Below are 18,638 nucleotides of genomic sequence, written 5' to 3' on the forward strand. Positions count from 1 at the left end.
TATTTATATTTAGCAGTATTTTTTAATTAATAGGCATTTAGTTCATGAGAAAAATCCTAGTACTCACCATCTGTTCTTTCATATTATTATCGTGCTCCACGGCACAATCTGCAGGTAAGAATAAAGCGAATAATCAAACCACAAAAGTAAAACCACAGGTTTCTAAAAAGACAAATAGTAAAATTAAAGACTACGATAAAGTCATTACTAAAGAAGCCATTTCTGATAGCGGTTTGTTTGATGTGCATTCGGTTGGTGATAAGTATTATTTTGAAATTCCAATAGTGCATCTGAATACCGATATGTTATTGGTGAGTCGTTTTGCTAAATTACCTTCAAATTTGGGTGGTGGTTATGTAAACGCTGGGACAAAAACCAATACCCGAATGATTAATTGGGAACGTTTTAAAGACAAGATTCTCATTAAAGAGAAATCGTCAAGTGCAGTGGCTACTGATACTTTACCCATTAATGTTTCTGTAAAATCGAATAATTACGAACCCACTTTATACGCTTTTGATATTGCTGCATTTTCTAAAGATTCGTCTGCTGTAGTTATTGATGTAACTAGTTTTTATGGTTCGGATGTAAAAGCGATTAGTGGCTTATCTTCAAGATTGCGTTCAACCTATAAAGTGAAAAATTTAGACAAATCGAGAAGTTTTATCAATTCCGTTAAAAGCTTCCCTGAGAATATTGAAGTGATTCAAGATTTTACTTATAATGCATCTAGTCCTCCTGTAAATACTGGTGATGAAACCATTAGTGTCCAAATGAATCAATCGATGATTTTATTACCTAAAACATTAATGCAACCTCGTCTTTATGATGAGCGCGTCGGTTGGTTTACATTGAGTAAATATGATTATAGTAGTGAAGAATTAAAATCGGATAGAAAAACGTATTTAAGACGTTGGAAATTAATTCCAAAAGATATCGGAGCTTATAATAGAGGGGAGCTTGTAGAACCTATAAAACCTATCATTTATTATTTAGATCCTGCCACACCAATGAAGTTTCGATCGTATATGAAAGAAGGTATAGAGCTTTGGCAAAAAGCGTTTGAGGCAGCTGGATTTAAAAATGCTATCATCGCAAAAGAGCCTCCAACGAAAGAAGAAGATCCAGATTTTAGTCCTGAAGATATTAGATATTCAGTGGTGAGATATGTTGCAAGTACCACAAGAAATGCAACAGGGCCAAGTGTTTCTGATCCTAGAAGTGGCGAAATTATTGAAAGTGATATAATTTGGTATCATAACCATTTACGCTCGTATCGTAATCGCTATTTATTAGAAACAGGAGCTGCAAATCCTTCCGCTAGGACTTTAAATACTCCAGATGAAGAGATTGGTGAAATGATGAAAATGGTCATTGCACACGAAGTTGGACACACCTTAGGTTTGCCACATAATATGAGTGCTAGTTATGCTTATGATGTTGAAAGTTATAGAGATGGTGACTTTACACAAAAATATGGAATTGCTGCAACCATTATGGATTATGCACGTTACAATTATATTGCTCAACCAGGTGATGAAAATATTAGATTCATTAGGCAATTAGGACCTTATGATGCATATGCCATCAATTTTGGATATAGATATATTGACGGCGTAAAATCGGCAGACGACGAGAAAGAAATCCTAAATAGTTGGATTACGGAAAAGGCAGGTGATCCTATATACAAATTTGGAGGTCGTGGTAGTTATGATCCTACAGCACAAACTGAAGACATAGGCAATAATAGTATAAAAGCGAGTACATATGGATTAAAAAACTTAAAAATAGTAGTTAAAAATTTACCAAGTTGGACAAGTGATCAAACTGATAATTATGAGGACTTAGAAGAACTTTATGGCGAATTACTCAGCGTTTGGAGTCGTTATGTAGGTCATGTGGTTACTCATATTGGTGGAGTAGTGGAAGAGACTAAAAACCCATCTCAAGAAGGTGCTATTTTTAGTCCGGTTTCTAAATTAGATCAGAAATTAGCATTAAGTTGGTTGCAAGAAAATGCTTTTGAAACACCAAATTGGTTAATAGATAAATCTATTCTTCAAAATATAAATTACGCTGGGTATACTGATCGTATTCGGAGTTTACAGGCAAGACATTTAAATAATATATTGAGTTTTGAGCGTTTGGGTCGGCTTATAGACCACAATGCTTTAGATTCTAAAACGTATTCCGTATTAGAATTATTAAGTGATGTAAGGACTGGGATTTGGTCTGAAACGAAATTAGGTGCCAATGTTTCAATTTATAGACGTAATTTGCAACGTGTTTATTTAGATGCTATGTTTAATTTAATGACAGAAGATTTAGATCCAAAACGAAGTCAACAGTATTTTAATGTTAATCAGTCCGATGTTAGAGCTTTGGTTAGAGGCGAATTAAACAGAGTTAAACAGATGCTCAATACAGCATTGAGAACAAACGTTAACACCGAAACTACATACCATTATAAAGATGCAATAGAACGCATAAATACTATTATAGACCCAAAATAAAAATTAAAAACTATGAAAAAAATAATTTTATTAGCCCTACTTTTTAGTCTTTCTGCTTCAACTTTTGTGACAGCACAAACTAAAAGAAGTCAAAAGGAAATGTTAGCAACAACATATCATAAATCCAAAACGACAGTTAAATCACAGCATTATCAATTTGTAGCGAATGTAATACATAATAGTCAAGAAAGAGAAATTCTAGATGGAGCTATAAACGAAATACGCATTAATAAGTCAGAAGTATCAGGACAATTAAATGGATTTTCTAAAGATAGGGTTATTCATATCTTAAAAGACAACAATAGTAAAATTGATACGTCATTTAATGATGACAACCAACAAATTTCAATTGCTATAAAGACTGCGGCTTATGAAATGATTATTGAAGTAAAGCCAAATGGTAATGCTTTTTTAACCTTAACAGGAAAAGGTAGTTCTGAATTATTATATACAGGTAAATTAGTTAAACTATAAATAAAAGAATATCACGTGTTTGTTTAGTAACTTCAATAAGATGTACCAACGATAAAATTGATATTCAATTAGCGACTTTAGAGGTAACCTATGCGTGAAATTAGTCTAAACTATAAGTGAATAGTATGTTTATAAGCTTTAAAATTTAATATTTGGTATAGATATTGTATCTTTGTCATCGGTTCATTGAAGATATACTACTCAAATAACATTATTCTTAAAGTTATTATACTAGATTTTAATACTATTCATTGTTAAGTTGATTAACTTGTTTGCATTATAAATATTTTCAAAAGCACACACACATATTAATTTTTAAAACTACGAATGGCTAAATCACAACAGACTTTTAGTAAAAGTGAAAAAGAAAAAAAACGATTAAAAAAACGAGAAGATAAGCGCAAGAAAATGGAAGCGCGTAAACTCAACAAAGATGAAAATGGTTCAGAAGGAATCCCGATTGCTTATGTAGATCATAATGGTAATCTTACGGATACTCCTCCAGATCCAACAATGAAGGTGAAGGTAAAGGCTGAGAACATTGTTCTTGGGATACCTACAAAAGAAGAATCAGACGAAGAGCCGTTTGATCCAATTAGAAATGGAAAAGTTTCTTTTTATGATAACTCCAAAGGATTTGGTTTTATTATTGATACAGAAACAAATGAAAAGCATTTTACACATGTCAGTGGTATTATTGACGAGATTGCAGAAAATGACAAAGTTACTTTCGAATTAGAGAAAGGGCAACGTGGTATGAATGCAGTCCGAGTAAAGCAAGCATAACCGTTTGGTTATAAATAAAATAGAAAGCCATTATTTTTGATAGTGGCTTTTTTTTGTGCCTTAAATTTTAGATTGTTCCTAAACAAGACAAAAAGTTATGTTTAAGTAAAGAGTTCTAGCTAGTCTAAAAATAAAGAATTCTACTTTATTGACACCTATTAATCGCATCTTAAATACTTCTATTTTAGCATTTTAAAAGCCTGAAGAAGCATTAGGAATGATCTTTTTCTATACTAAAAATTTAGATTTTAATTCGGGAGTAGGAATCATACAAGCTTCCTTTTTGCCATACCATTGATAACGGTTTTTCGCAATATAATTGTACACCCAGTTTCTAATGAATGCGGGTACAATTAAGAAAATGACCAATACATTTGTTGGAAATCCTAAGCGTTTTGCTATTAACAATGCTGCCGTAGATTTATAAGTTAAACTATCTTTTTTAGAATTATAAAGCAAAATAGAATCTGTTTTGTCTGTATCTATATCAAACTTTGTAATGATAGTTTTGCCAATGTCACTTTGCAAAGGTGCAAATAAGAATTGGTCTTTTTTATCCCGTTTTATCACATACAAAACACTGCTGTTGCACAGATTACAAACTCCGTCAAAGAGAATTAGTTGCTTCGTATGTGGGATTTTTTTCATGTTATAAAGTTAATAAATCTTCGTTTTTATTTATTTAGAAATTTAAAATTAAGTTATGAAGGCTTTGAGACTCATTATTATTTGTTATAATCAAAGTAGTCGTTAGGAACAGCATCTGCGAAAATTCGTGAAATTCATGTCAAGCTTATTTTCAATTCAATTACTTATAATATTTTGAAGCTAATCATTGACTGTAAACAGAAGACTATTTTAATACCTACTTTTTAACCGCTTCTACCAATTCTAATTGATCCAAACTCACGTTAGTAGTAAACATGCCATAATTTACATTGGCTTTGTTTTTCTCAATAGAATCGATACTACCAACGGCTCTACCATCTTGTAGTCGTACTCTGTCGCCAATTCTTAAAATAGGTTTTGGCTTTTCTACAGGGATAGCTTTCTTTTTAGCTTCTTTTTTCTTTTTACGGATAACTTCAACTTTCTTTTCAGCTTCTTGTTTTACCTGTTTTTCTTTATGCTTTTCGGCACGTTTTACTTTTGCAGAAACTTTTTTACGTTTTGAATTTTCTATTTGTACCAAACGGAATAATTCTGCCATCAATTCGCGTTTCTTCTTGTCTTCAAAGTACTTTTCAGAAATATCGTTAACCTTTTGACCTAAATAAATCAAACGTTGGTTAGAATCATATAATTCTTGAAAACTTTCTAATTTCTTCTGAACTTTAGCGTTCACTTCTTCCAATTTATCGGCTTCTGAAATCTTCTTTTTTTCGTTTTCTTTTAATGAGCGTTCTGTGCGTTCTAATTTGCTTCGTTCTTTTTGAAGCTTCGCAATAGTAGCATCAAAGCGCACTTTGCCACGTTCAATCTTCTTTTTAGATTTGTTGATTAAACTATACGGAATGCCATTTTTTTGAGCGACTTCAAACGTGAAAGAACTTCCGGCTTGTCCAACCACCAACTTATACATTGGTTCTAAAGTTCGCTCGTTAAAAAGCATATTCGCATTTTTTATATGTGGTAATTCGTTGGCCAAAAGTTTTAAATTGGAATAATGCGTCGTTATAATTCCGAAGGCTTCACGTTCATAAAACACTTCTAAAAACGTTTCGGCTAAAGCACCACCTAATTCTGGATCACTTCCTGTTCCAAATTCATCGATTAAGAATAAGGTTTTATTATTACACTTTTTTAAGAAATAATTCATCTGTTTAAGACGATAGCTATAGGTGCTTAAATGATTTTCTATGGATTGGTTATCTCCAATATCACTCAGAATTCTATCAAATAAACAGACATAACTACGCTCATGAACCGGAATTAACATACCACTTTGAAGCATAACTTGAAGTAAACCGACAGTTTTTAAAGTGATACTTTTTCCACCTGCATTAGGACCAGAAATCACAATAATTCTACTGTCTTTTTCTAAACCTATGGTCTGTGGGAAAGTGTGCTCTCCTTTTTCTTTATTATTCAAATAGAGTAGTGGATGGTAGGCATCTCGCAAATGCATACGACGTTCTTTTGAGAATTCTGGTAATATAGCATTCATGCTTTGCGCATATTTTGCTTTGGCAGAAATAACGTCTAATTGCGTTAAAAACTCTTGATAATCTCTAAGAAGCGGTAAGAATTCTCGAATATAATCTGTAAGTTCTTTTAATATTTTTATGACTTCTTCTTTTTCCTCGTATTCTAAATTATTGAGTTCTCTAGTGTATTGTAAAGTTGTTTCGGGTTCAATGTAGACTATACTTCCGGTTTTACTGCCTCCCATTATCGCGCCTCTAACTTTTCTACGATACATGGCTTTTACAGCTAATACACGCTTGTTTTCAACAACAGATTCTCTAATATCATCTAAATAATCTAAATTGTGATAGGTATTTAATGCTGAAGAAAAACTACTATTTATTTTGCCTTTAAGTATATTAATAGATTTACGCAAGTTTGAAAGTAGCGGTGAAGCATCGTCTTTAATGTCTCCAAAACGATCGACCACAGCATCTACTTGTTCAATAATACCAGTATTTATTTCAATATGATTACTGAATTGTTGAAGTTGAGGGTAGTACTCTTCAAATTTCTTTAAAAATTTTAAAATGGTATTTACAGTCAATGACATGCTTACTAACTTCTGTAAACTTGAAACTTCTAAATAGGTGTTTTCAATCTTAAGAAGTTTTAACTCTTTAGCAATGGTTTCAAAACCATGATTTGGAATGCGGTTATCATTTTCAAAAGAGGCTAAGTATTCATTGACGTAAATAAGCTCGCGCATCAATTGTTCTTCCTCCGTAAAAGGAAGAATATTTAAAATAGCTTGTTTACCTAAAGCTGTAATGGCATGTGTACTAACTTGATTTAAAACCGTAGAAAACTCAAGGTCTTTTAAGGTTTTTTCATGAATATTTATCATGTAATAGAGTCCGTTTTTAGAAATACAAATTTATAATATTATACACGATTATAAGTAAGAAGACACGGCTAATACGATTAAGGTTACAATTATTAAAATAATAAATAATGGGAAAATAAATTTTAACCATTTACTAAAGTTAATCTTCGCAACAGCAAGTGATGCTAGAATTAAACCCGTAGGATTTATAAGATAAAATAAGCCTAATCCATATTGGTAGGTATTAACAACCACTTCACGTCCAACCCCAACGGTATCTGCTAAAGGTGCCATAATTGGCATGGTCAAAACAGCCATTCCAGAAGAGCTTGGTATAAAAAACGATAATCCGGAATAAATCATAGTCATGACACTAGAGAAGACTCCTTTATTCATTCCTGTGGTAATATCGCTAGCATAGTATAATAAGGTATCACTAATTAAGCCATCTGTCATTAATACGGTGACACCTCTTGCAATTCCTATAATTAAAGCCACACCAAGTAAATCGCTCGCTCCTTTTACAAAGGTTTCTATAAAATCGGTTTCGCTAATCTGAATAATAAAACCAATTAGTATTGCTCCAACTAAGAATACGGTTGTCATTTCTACAAACCACCAATCTAGCATAGATACACCGATAATCATAATAACAAAGCTACTTGTAAAAACAAATAAGGCTAATTTTAGCCTCCAATTAAAATTAATATGAGTGGCATCTTTTAATGTAAACAACTGAGCGATTTGATCTCTTTGGTCGTAAATGAGTGATTTACTTGGGTCGTTTTTAACACGTTTTGCATAGCGCATAATGTACACTATAGTAATAGTTAAGCAAAGAACGAGCATGAAGATTCTTCCATATAAACCCGTCGTCCAATTGATACCAGCAGCATCACTAGCAATAATTGTAGAAAACGGATTGATAGTAGAGCACATGCCACCTATGGATGATCCAAGAAAAATACAGGCGACACCGACCAAAGCATCATATTTTGCAGCCAAAAAAACAGGAATTAAAATAGGGAAGAAGGCAATGGTTTCTTCCGCAAAACCAAAGGTGGTTCCTCCTAAAGCGACTAAAGTAGTTACTAATATAATAAGTAAGGATTCTCTACCTTCTAAGACAATGGCAAGTTGTGCAATAGCAGCATCAAAAGCTCCTGATTTATTTAAAACACCAATTAAACCACCAATTATTAATACAAGAAAAATAATATCTGAAGCTTCAATAATACCTTTTATAGGAGATTTTACAAAATCAAAAAAACTTTGCGGTTTAGCTTCTAGCTTATTATAAGTTCCAGGGATATTGATGGGTTTGTAAATATCACCATTAGTGAACTTTTCAATAGGGATTTTAATATTTAAATCATTAAGAGATGCTTGTGATGCAGATAGGCTTATTTCTTTATCTAGACTTAAACGTGTAAATTTGTCTGTATCCGCATTATAGCTTAACGTATCATATTTTCCTGCTGGAACAAACCAAGTTAGTAGTGTTACCAAACCTGCAATGATAAATAATATGGTTTGTGCAGATGGGAATTTTATTTTTTTCATTCTTAACGGATTAGCGGTAAATTTAAGTTTTAAATTATATAATCTTTTTAAAATATGACTCTAAATATAGATAAAAGCTGGAAAAAAGAGCTCTATACAGAATTTGAAAAACCTTACTTTAAAGATTTGATTGCTTTTGTAGAGCATGAATATCAGAACCATCAATGTTTTCCTCCTAAATCAGAAATCTTTAATGCCTTAAATCATTGTCATTTTGAAGACTTAAAAGTGGTAATCATTGGCCAAGATCCATATCATGATATTGGCCAAGCAAATGGATTATGTTTTTCTGTGAATGATGGCATCAAACATCCACCTTCCTTAGTTAATATTTTTAAGGAACTTGAAACTGATCTTGGAATTCCCTATCCTAAAAGTGGTAATTTAATGCCGTGGGCTAATCAAGGAGTATTGCTTTTAAATGCTACATTAACGGTTAGAGCACATAAACCAGGAAGTCATCAAAAGAAAGGTTGGGAACAGTTTACTGATGTTGTGATTAAAACGATTAGTAATGAGAAGACAAATGTTGTTTTTTTACTTTGGGGAGGATTTGCTAAAAAGAAAAAGAAATTAATAGATGTATCTAAACATACCGTTTTAGAAAGTGGTCATCCTTCACCATTAAGTGCAAATAGAGGCTATTGGTTTGGTAATAAAAATTTTAGTAAAACTAACTCCCAGTTGGAGCAAGGTGGTGAGTCTGTAATTGATTGGAAACTACAATAGTTGATTTTTCTTCAACTTTAGTAAATGAAGGAACTTTATCTTTTACTTTTTTGCTTGTTTTGTTGCAACTAAAGATTAATAATAAAAAGTTAAGCACAACTAAGCAGGATAAAATCAGAATAATGTTTACAATCATATTTATCTGTTTGGGTTATTAATAGCATTAACGTAGTGAAACAAATGTAGTTAAAATTTTCACAATTAACAACAGTTTCATTTTAATTTGAAATACAACCCGATATTATTCAGATTCTTATAAGGACTTGATTCCTTTCGCAACTCTTTACTAGTCTATCATTTTTGATTCTTATTAACAATTGAAATTATATTTTATGAATTAATTTTGAATAATCTACTTTTTTGTCAATGATTTTTAAATCATGAAGTTGCTCTTGTACCTTATCTAGAGTCTTTTTATCCATAACACTTTGCGACCATTCAGTTAGCGAAAGCCATTCTTGCACATCTTCTAATTCTTGTTCGTAACGATTAGCAATGGTTTTATCAATACTTGGTATGGATTTAAATTCTGACGTTGTCTCATTAATAATATCTAAAATGATTTTTAAATCGTCTTCATTATTATCAATAAAGTCTTGTCTAACAGCAATCACAAAACATGGCCATGGTGATGGACAATTATCTATTCGTCTAAATACTCCGTTATCTACAATAGGTTTAGTGGTAAATTTCTCCCACATAAAATAATCAGCATCGCCATCCGTTAAACCTTTAATAGCTCCTTCTAAATTTTTAATGACCTCAAATTTTAAGTCATTCTCTAAATCCCAATTATTATTTTTAGCATTGATGTATGCCATAAGATGTGAACCAGAACCAAATCTGCTAATAGCAGCTCTAGTGCCTTTTATGTCTTCAACAGTATTAAATTCTGAATCAGCTGCAACATGAATCCCCCAAATCAAAGGAGTTTCAACAAAGGTTTGAACTATTTTAGAAGGATTACCCTCAATAATATCTTTAACTATACCTTCGGTTAATATAACAGCCATATCAATCTCACCAGAGCGTAATGCTTTAGTCATGGCGCCAGTGCCGCCATAATAATCATGCCATCTTAAATTGATGTCTTGATCTTTATATTCTCCATTTTTTAGCGTTAAATACCATGCTAAATTAAAGTGTTCTGGTACACCACCAATATTTACTTTTTTCATTTTATGCCGAACTTGTTTTAGTGTCTATTAAAACTAAACAAGATTTATTATTTTGTATTAAATTAGCACTTTAACTGCGCTCAGTGAGGCGTATATTAAATATTTACAATACGCTCTAAAGCAAATAATATTAATTTTTCTACCACTTTTTTAGGGTCTTTACTAAAATCACCATTTGCTCTATTTGCAATAATAGCATTTAGAGATATAGCCTCATGACCTAATAATTTTGAAAGTCCATAAATTACGGAAGTTTCCATTTCTAAGTTTGTAACTCTAATATCTTTACAGTTGAAGCTATCTAATTTTTCATTTAAGCCAGCGTCCTTCAGCGGTAATCGTAAAACACGCCCTTGAGGACCATAAAACCCACCAGCAGTGGCTGTCATCCCTTTGTGCGTTTTATCTCCTTCAAAATACTTTTCTAAATACTTACTATTCTTAATAACAATTGGTCTAGCTTTTTTGATGTCCCAATTTGTATGTTTGATAAATTCGTCTTCTACTTCAGAATTACTAATACCTTCAATTTGATAAAAATGTAACATACCATTAATATCTAAAGCATGGGTGCTTACTAAAAATTCATCCACGGGAATATCATTCTGTAAAGATCCTGAAGTTCCAATTCTAATAATATTTAGACTTGTCAATTCTGTTTTTACTTCTCTAGTTTTTAAATTGATATTTACTAAAGCATCCAATTCATTTAGGACAATATCTATATTATCTGGACCAATTCCTGTTGAAATAACCGTTAATCGTTTGTCTTGATAATAACCTGTTTGCGTTTTAAATTCACGCTTTTGAGTGCTAAATTCTATACTATCAAAATGCTTTGTGATTTTCTCAACACGATCTTGGTCACCGACAAAAATAATAGTGTCCGATATATTTTCTGGTTTTAAATTAAGATGGTAAACACTACCATCAGGGTTTAAAATAAGTTCTGAGTCTTTAATTGCCATTAAATATGGTTTTTATAAGTTTATTCTGTTTGATATTGAATTGAAAGCTTAAGCGATTTACACCGCCATAAACCATGTGATTATTTATTTCTTTTGCAAAATTATGTTGTTTTAAAATGGCTTCGTGGCCTTTTCTATTGAGGATAATACCATTTTCATCTTCCTGAAAAAACAAATCTAATTTATCTATGATGCGTGCAAACTGTATATCTCCAAATCCGTAGTAACCTTGATAATTGAGACAATAACCTAAAAGATGATTTTTAGATTTTATAAAATTATCTTTTACAATAGTGAGAATATTAGCCTCTAAAACACTAAGACCACTTTGTTGGTATGGAAAGCGTTCTAAATGTGCTCTTAGGCAATTACTCATATATTTAAAACTCGACTTTTTAACAATATAAGGTTTTAATATATTATGATCTTTACCACAATAGGTTCTCCATAACGCGATTGCTAAATCAATATCGTCTTTTGTTAATCGAATTCTATCTTTATAGTGTGCTTTTAATTGTTTTGGATTAAGTTCATTTAAAGCTTTTAAGCGTTTTTCACCTTCCACACGACCACTACAAATGAGATAAAGTGGCTTTTTAATTTCTTTTTGATGTAATAGATTAATTACACCTAGCAAATTAATATGGCAGAACAAATCATACTCAAACCAAAGGTTTATTTCTGTGTACTTATCAGAGTCATCGAGTTTAGATAATTCTGATAGAATTTCTCGTGTATTAACTTCTATCTCGTAATAATCTTTGAGAAACTTAGCACGAAGTTTTAAAAATTCTCTCGAGTTTATAGCCGGAATCGTTGGGCCTTCGCAAAGCATCTCTTGCCAAGTAACAATATCTTCTTTAAAATCTAAATCTCTTAAATAATCCGTGAGGTTATTACCATTTGTAATATGTAAACAATTTTTAATCATATGTATTAACCACCAACGCGTTTTACATTAAATCCTTTTTCTTTCAGCATCGCCATAATTTTATCTCTATAATCTCCTTGAATAATTATTTTATCATCCTTAAAACTTCCACCAACACTAAGTTTAGTTTTTAGCTCTTTAGCTAATTTTTTAAAATCTTCTGAAGCTCCTGTATAACCTTCAAGAATAGTGATTGGTTTGCCCTTTCGTTTTTCGTATTTACAAATTATGGGATCGTCTTGTAACCATAAATTATCCTTAGAGTCGTCAGTGTTATCTGTAGGTTCTGGAGTATGGTCTGGGAATAGATTTTTTAATTGATCTTGTAAATCCATGTTTTAGTGTTCAATATGCAGTGTTCAGTATGCAGTGTTCAGTTCTCAGTATTTCACTTATTATTAGTGGACCGCTAACTGACCTCTGCATACTACCTACTATTTTTTAATAAGTCCTAGTTCGATTAAACGTTCGTTTAAAAATTCGCCTGCAGTGATGTCTTCAAATTGTTTTGGATTTTCGTCATCAATACAGCTCTCTAAAACATCTAATTTCATTTCGCTAACAGGATGCATAAAAAATGGCATAGAATAGCGCGATGTTCCCCAAAGTTCTCTTGGAGGATTTATAACGCGGTGAATGGTAGATTTTAATTTGTTATTAGAATGTCTAGATAACATATCTCCAACATTAATCATTAACTCGTCAGGCTCTGCAATAGCATCAATCCATTCTCCATCATTACGTTGTACCTGTAAACCTCTACCTTGGGCTCCCATTAACAAAGTAATAAGGTTAATGTCTCCGTGTGCAGCTGCTCTTACAGCATTTTTAGGTTCCGATGTAATTGGAGGATAATGAATTGGTCTTAAAATAGAATTACCGTTATGAATATAATTATCAAAATAGGTCTCTTCTAAATCTAAATAAAGCGCTAAAGCACGTAAGACATATTTAGCTGTTTTTTCGAGCATTTGGTAGGTTTGCTTTCCTACTTTATTAAAATCGTCTAATTCTTTGACTTCAACATTCTCAGGATATTCTTTTCTACGCTCAGCATCATCTTCTACGTATTGACCAAAATGCCAGAATTCTTTTAAATCACCTTCCTTTTTCCCTTTAGCACTTTCTTTACCAAAAGAAACATAACCACGTTGACCTCCAATTCCTGGAACCTCGTAACTTTCTTTTACGTCTAAGGGTAAGTTGAAAAAGTTCTTAACCTCACCATATAAATTATCTACTAAAGCATCATCTAAAAAATGCCCTTTTAAAGCTACAAAACCAATGTCTTCGTATGCTTTTCCTATATCGTTTATAAACTTTTGTTTTCGTTTAGGATCTTCAGAAATGAAATCCTTTAAATCTACACTAGGTATTCTATCCATGGGATTTGTGTTTAAATTTTTGTCAATATACAAATGTAACGATAATAGTGCTAAAAAATCAGATAGGATTTATTGACAATTTGAAGTCTAATTTGAATTATTGAAGCAATTTTATTTACATTTGAAATATCTATATCTAAACCTTTAGACAAAAGGAAGTGATTAATTTTGATGTTTTATGTGACCATTGAAACCAATAAATATAAGCATATAAAACATTACTGAAACAACATTCCATGCCAACAATCACAAAGAGTAACATAGCCTACGATAAGCGAAGTTTAAATGACCAAACGTTATTGAAGCTTTACTATAATATGCTGAAACCGCGGCTAATCGAAGAGAAAATGCTCATTCTTTTACGTCAAGGAAAAGTGTCAAAATGGTTTTCGGGAATTGGACAAGAAGCCATTTCTGTTGGTGTAACCATGGCATTAAAACCAAGCGAATATATTCTTCCAATGCATAGAAATCTTGGTGTTTTTACGACACGTGAGATTCCTTTACATCGCTTATTTTGTCAATGGCAAGGAAAGGCTAGTGGATTTACAAAAGGTAGAGATCGTTCCTTTCATTTTGGGACTCAAGAATATAATATTGTTGGGATGATATCACATTTAGGTCCTCAATTAGGAGTTGCAGATGGTATAGCCTTAGCGAATCTTTTGAAGAAAAACGGAAACCTTACAGCTGTTTTTTCAGGAGAAGGAGGTACTAGTGAAGGTGATTTTCATGAAGCGCTAAACGTAGCTTCTGTTTGGAGTTTACCTGTGATTTTTTGTGTTGAGAATAATGGTTACGGACTTTCTACTCCAACAAACGAACAATACAATTGCAAGCATATAGCGGATAGAGGAAAAGGTTATGGTATTGAATCTTTTATTTTAGATGGCAATAATATTATTGAAACCTATACAAAAGTCCAGAAATTAGCTGAAAGTATTAGAAAAAGGCCACGTCCAATTTTAATAGAATTTAAAACTTTTAGACGAAGAGGTCATGAAGAAGCAAGTGGTACAAAATATGTGCCTAAGGAGTTGATAGAGGAATGGGAAGCTAAAGATCCGATAGAAAACTTTAGAAGCTTTTTATTTAGTAAAAAGATTCTCACAGCACAAATTGATGAAGCTTATAATGCTGAAATTAAGACAGCAATAGACACATCTTTAGATACAGCTTATGCTGAACCTGATATTATACCAAGCGAAACCGCTGAATTAAATGATGTATATAAATCATTTATATATAAAGACTATACGCCAAATAAAGACACAAAAGAATTACGTTTAATCGATGCTATTTCCGAAGGTTTGAAACAATCTATGGAAAAACATAAAAATCTTGTAATTATGGGACAAGATATTGCAGAATATGGTGGAGTTTTTAAAATCACAGAAGGCTTCTTAGAAGAGTTTGGAAAAGATAGGGTTAGAAACACTCCTATTTGTGAATCTGCAATTATTGAAACTGCCATGGGATTATCTATCTCAGGTATAAAATCGGTTGTAGAAATGCAATTTGCGGATTTTGTGACTTCGGGCTTCAATCCTGTGGTAAATTATTTAGCAAAATCGCATTATAGATGGCAACAACAAGCTGACGTTGTAGTCAGAATGCCTTGTGGTGGAGGTGTAGCTGCAGGTCCATTTCATTCGCAAACTAATGAAGCATGGTTTACCAAAACACCAGGTTTAAAAGTAGTATATCCAGCCTTTCCTTATGATGCTAAAGGCTTATTAGCAACAGCTATTAATGATCCCAATCCTGTTTTATTCTTTGAGCATAAGGCCTTGTATAGAAGTATTCGACAAGATGTACCAACGGATTATTTTACAATTCCATTTGGTAAAGCAGCATTTTTAAAAGAAGGTAACGCTGTAACCGTTATCACTTATGGAGCAGGTGTACATTGGGCTTTAGAAACGTTAGACAAGAATTCGGATATTTCAGCAGATTTAATTGATTTAAGAACCCTTCAACCTTTAGATAAAGATGCTATTATTAATTCAGTTAAAAAGACAGGACGCGCTATTATTCTTCAAGAGGATTCTTTATTTGGAGGTATTGCTAGTGATATTTCAGCACTCCTAATGGAAGACTGCTTCGAGTATTTGGATGCGCCAGTAAAACGTGTGGCAAGTATGGAAACCCCAATTCCATTTATTGGACAATTGGAAAAACAGTATATGGCTAAAGGAAAGTTTGAAGATGCTTTGAAACAGCTATTAACCTATTAGAGAATCTCATTTTGGTAGATTGATAATAGTGTTACGTAGATAAAAATAAAGTTTAAGTATATTAAATTTTTAACTGAATCTATTAATGTCTTAATTTGATGTGTTATAATTATTTTAAGATTGATTAACCCTGTAAAATTAAAATATGAAAATTAAATTACTATTGGTGCTTGTTATTACTTGCACATTATCTTTTGCACAACAAATACCTGAAAACATAAAACCACCAAGTTGGAGTCAAAATAATGTGTCTGATTTGACACCTTTTAAACTTCCAACTTTCGATTTAAAAGCATTACAAGATGAAGATCTTATTAATGACCAAAACAAATCTAAACCATGGAGGTTTGGCCATGATATATACGTAGATCATAACTTTAATGACGTAGGTGAGTGGACAACTTTAGAAAATGGAGACCGCATTTGGAGAATGGCGTATTCGTCTAAAGGAGCATATTCATTAAATTTTATGTTTGATGTGTTTAAAATTCCTGAAGGAGCAAAACTCTATGTATATAATAAGGAAAAGACAGATTTATTAAGACCGTTTACATATCACAATAACAATCCTGAAGAAGTGTTAGGAACTTGGTTAGTAGAGGGGAGTGTTGCCTATATAGAATATTATCAGCCTGCGAATGTTGTTGGTGAAGCTAAAATAACATTAGGTTCAGTTGTACATGGCTATCGTACAGCAGAAAGTTACCAAAAATCATTGAATGATTCTGGTTCTTGTAATCAAGATGTGGATTGTGATATTACACCTGCATCAGATCCTTATGAGATAAATACTAGAAAAGAAGAAGTTAAAAAGGCAGTAGCCATGTTAGTTTCAGGTGGTGGATTTTGTTCTGGAACATTAGTAAATAATACTAATAATGACGAAACACCATATTTTTTAACCGCTAATCATTGTAGTGGAGGAGAAGGTAGTTGGGCATTTCGCTTTAACTGGAGAAGTCCTAACCCTTCTTGTGGAACAACAACAAATAGTACTAATGGTAGCTATAACCAAACGGTTAGTGGATCGGTAGTAAGAGCTAATAGTTCAAAATCTGATATGGAATTAGTTGAAATTACTGATACTAGTTTCTTTAATAATAATCCAGATGTGGTTTGGGCTGGCTGGAATAATTCTACAACTGAAACTCCTGCGATGAGTTTTGGTATTCATCATCCAAGTGGAGATATTCAGAAAGTTTCTAGAAATGATGAAGGGGCAATTAGGTTTACAACAAGTTTTAATGGAAATACTACAGCTCAAATGTGGAGAATTAATGACTGGGAATTGGGCGTAACAGAAGGGGGATCTTCAGGCTCTGGTCTATTTAATGAAACCGGTCATTTAATAGGTATGCTATCAGCAGGAACCGCAGCATGTTCTGGTACGGTTGACAACGGCGGGTATGATATCTATGGACGTTTCGGTGTCGCTTGGGATTTTGGTACTACTGCATCAACAAGACTTAGTGATTGGTTGGATCCTTCTAATTCTGGTGCCGAGATGGTAGATCAATATCCTTCTTTACAGACATATAATAATGATGCAAGGGCCAGCGCAGGATCTGGTAATGTAGTAGAACTTTGTGGAGCAGATTTTACACCTCAAGTTACATTGATTAACTCAGGAGATTTACCTTTAACTTCGGCAGATATATCTTATTTTATAGATGCTGAGACAAGTACACCTATAAGCTGGACAGGCAATTTACTTAGTGGTGAAAGTGTCGTAGTGGATACACCAACATATTCTAATTTAGGATCTGGTAGCCACTCGTTTACCATTAATGTCTCTAACCCTAATGGAATAGCAGACGAAAATATATCTAATGATACTTTTGCTTTTAACTTTGAAGTTTCACCAACCTTTGCTACTACGACTATTACTTTCGACCTTTTAACTGACAATTATGGGGAAGAAACCTCTTGGACTCTTGTAAATAGTTCTGGTATAGTTGTGAGTAGTGGACCAATTTTTCCCTACGACGACGCAACATCATATCAAGAAATTATAACGATTCCAACTTATAATGAATGTTACACGTTTACAATTTTCGACGATGAAAATGATGGTGTATGTTGCTTCTATGGTGATGGCTCTTATAGTTTGAACGATGAAAATGAAAATGAAATAATTTCAGGTGGTGAATTTAGTGGTCAAGAATCTGTTACATTTAGTGTGCAAGATCCATTAAGTGTTAATGAATTTAGCATAGAAAATTTAATAAGTTTATATCCTAATCCTGTTAACCACAACTTAAATATTGATTTAAATAATTTGAATGAAGACGTAAGTTTTGAAATATTTGATACTCTAGGTAAGAAGATAAGTAAAGGGAATTTGAGAAGTAATGAAACTCATACTATGAATATATCACACTATCAAAGTGGTATTTATTTTATAAAATTATCTACAAGTACGACTTCTATAACTAAAAAACTTATTAAAAATTAAGTTCTAAAACAGAATCTATAAAAAAAAGTCAGTTTCTTTTACAGGAAACTGACTTTTTTATTAAACTTAAAATAAGATTTATTCTCAGTTAAAGTCTAATGGTTTTTAAGTCATCATCTAAACTGTTAGATGTGTTGACGATTCTTGATAATACTCTCATAACTATTGATTGATTGATTGATTGATTGATTGATTGATTGATGAAATTGTAGGCTATTATCTATAACGTCTTTTTTTATTCCAGTTAAAACTTTTTGTTTCAGTTGACGTACTCGATAATTGATTGTTGTTTAAAGTTCTCATAATTTATGTTTTTTAATTGGTTATACTAGTTAGACTATGAAACTTTAAATATGTTACAGTACTATGTATAACATAATACAATTTTAACAAAATTTAACAATTT

The 18,638-nt window shown here is 32.3% G+C and carries 14 protein-coding genes; 6 read left to right on the forward strand and 8 right to left on the reverse strand.

The window, feature by feature from the left end; genetic code table 11:
* Window positions 1–44 precede the first annotated feature (44 nt).
* The 3 genes from HM992_RS12435 to HM992_RS19780 all read left to right on the forward strand — a co-directional run bounded on the left by HM992_RS12435 (window position 45) and on the right by HM992_RS19780 (window position 3,773).
* On the forward strand, window positions 45–2,513 hold the full coding sequence (locus HM992_RS12435; RefSeq protein WP_179319892.1) for a zinc-dependent metalloprotease: 2,469 nt from the start codon (window positions 45–47) through the stop codon (window positions 2,511–2,513).
* Window positions 2,514–2,525: 12 nt separating this feature from the next.
* Entirely contained in the window at window positions 2,526–2,987 is a 462-nt protein-coding gene (locus HM992_RS12440; RefSeq protein ID WP_178985298.1) for a hypothetical protein, read from the forward strand.
* A gap of 327 nt (window positions 2,988–3,314) precedes the next feature.
* Entirely contained in the window at window positions 3,315–3,773 is a 459-nt protein-coding gene (locus tag HM992_RS19780; RefSeq protein ID WP_195806622.1) for a cold-shock protein, read from the forward strand.
* A 228-nt stretch (window positions 3,774–4,001) separates the two neighbouring features.
* Here HM992_RS19780 and HM992_RS12450 read toward each other — a convergent pair whose 3' ends face one another.
* The 3 genes from HM992_RS12450 to HM992_RS12460 all read right to left on the reverse strand — a co-directional run bounded on the left by HM992_RS12450 (window position 4,002) and on the right by HM992_RS12460 (window position 8,349).
* Window positions 4,002–4,421 (reverse strand): thiol-disulfide oxidoreductase DCC family protein, encoded by a 420-nt coding sequence (locus HM992_RS12450; RefSeq protein ID WP_178985299.1) that lies wholly within the window; start codon window positions 4,419–4,421, stop codon window positions 4,002–4,004.
* A 217-nt stretch (window positions 4,422–4,638) separates the two neighbouring features.
* Window positions 4,639–6,807: an endonuclease MutS2 gene (locus tag HM992_RS12455; protein ID WP_179319893.1), complete on the reverse strand. Its 2,169-nt coding sequence runs from the start codon at window positions 6,805–6,807 to the stop codon at window positions 4,639–4,641.
* Window positions 6,808–6,855: 48 nt separating this feature from the next.
* A complete protein-coding gene (locus tag HM992_RS12460; protein WP_179319894.1) occupies window positions 6,856–8,349 on the reverse strand; it encodes a YfcC family protein in 1,494 nt (497 codons plus the stop codon).
* Between the two features lie 54 nt (window positions 8,350–8,403).
* On the opposite strand from HM992_RS12460, the gene HM992_RS12465 reads away from it, so the two are divergent.
* Window positions 8,404–9,078, forward strand: a complete 675-nt coding sequence (locus HM992_RS12465; protein ID WP_179319895.1) for a uracil-DNA glycosylase — start codon at window positions 8,404–8,406, stop codon at window positions 9,076–9,078.
* Window positions 9,079–9,401: 323 nt separating this feature from the next.
* Here HM992_RS12465 and HM992_RS12470 read toward each other — a convergent pair whose 3' ends face one another.
* From HM992_RS12470 to HM992_RS12490, 5 genes are all read right to left on the reverse strand, one after another.
* Complete coding sequence (locus HM992_RS12470) at window positions 9,402–10,256, reverse strand: substrate-binding domain-containing protein (protein ID WP_178985303.1); 855 nt, start codon at window positions 10,254–10,256, stop codon at window positions 9,402–9,404.
* A gap of 95 nt (window positions 10,257–10,351) precedes the next feature.
* Entirely contained in the window at window positions 10,352–11,224 is an 873-nt protein-coding gene (locus tag HM992_RS12475; protein WP_179319896.1) for a nucleoside phosphorylase, read from the reverse strand.
* A complete protein-coding gene (locus HM992_RS12480; protein WP_179319897.1) occupies window positions 11,214–12,155 on the reverse strand; it encodes a DUF1835 domain-containing protein in 942 nt (313 codons plus the stop codon). Before HM992_RS12480 ends, HM992_RS12475 begins: the two co-directional genes overlap by 11 nt.
* Before the next feature lie 5 nt (window positions 12,156–12,160).
* Window positions 12,161–12,490: a translation initiation factor gene (locus tag HM992_RS12485; RefSeq protein WP_178985306.1), complete on the reverse strand. Its 330-nt coding sequence runs from the start codon at window positions 12,488–12,490 to the stop codon at window positions 12,161–12,163.
* 99 nt (window positions 12,491–12,589) lie between these two features.
* Window positions 12,590–13,540 carry an isopenicillin N synthase family dioxygenase gene (locus HM992_RS12490; protein WP_178985307.1) on the reverse strand — a complete coding sequence of 317 codons (951 nt, stop codon included), beginning with the start codon at window positions 13,538–13,540 and terminating at the stop codon, window positions 12,590–12,592.
* Window positions 13,541–13,776: 236 nt separating this feature from the next.
* On the opposite strand from HM992_RS12490, the gene HM992_RS12495 reads away from it, so the two are divergent.
* Both HM992_RS12495 and HM992_RS12500 read left to right on the forward strand, forming a co-directional pair.
* Window positions 13,777–15,777: an alpha-ketoacid dehydrogenase subunit alpha/beta gene (locus HM992_RS12495; protein WP_179319898.1), complete on the forward strand. Its 2,001-nt coding sequence runs from the start codon at window positions 13,777–13,779 to the stop codon at window positions 15,775–15,777.
* Between the two features lie 145 nt (window positions 15,778–15,922).
* Window positions 15,923–18,232, forward strand: coding sequence for a T9SS type A sorting domain-containing protein (locus tag HM992_RS12500; RefSeq protein ID WP_179319899.1), 2,310 nt, complete (start codon window positions 15,923–15,925; stop codon window positions 18,230–18,232).
* Window positions 18,233–18,638 lie beyond the last annotated feature (406 nt).

It is taken from the genome of Winogradskyella helgolandensis, from assembly GCF_013404085.1.
In the GTDB taxonomy this organism is placed as follows: domain Bacteria; phylum Bacteroidota; class Bacteroidia; order Flavobacteriales; family Flavobacteriaceae; genus Winogradskyella; species Winogradskyella helgolandensis.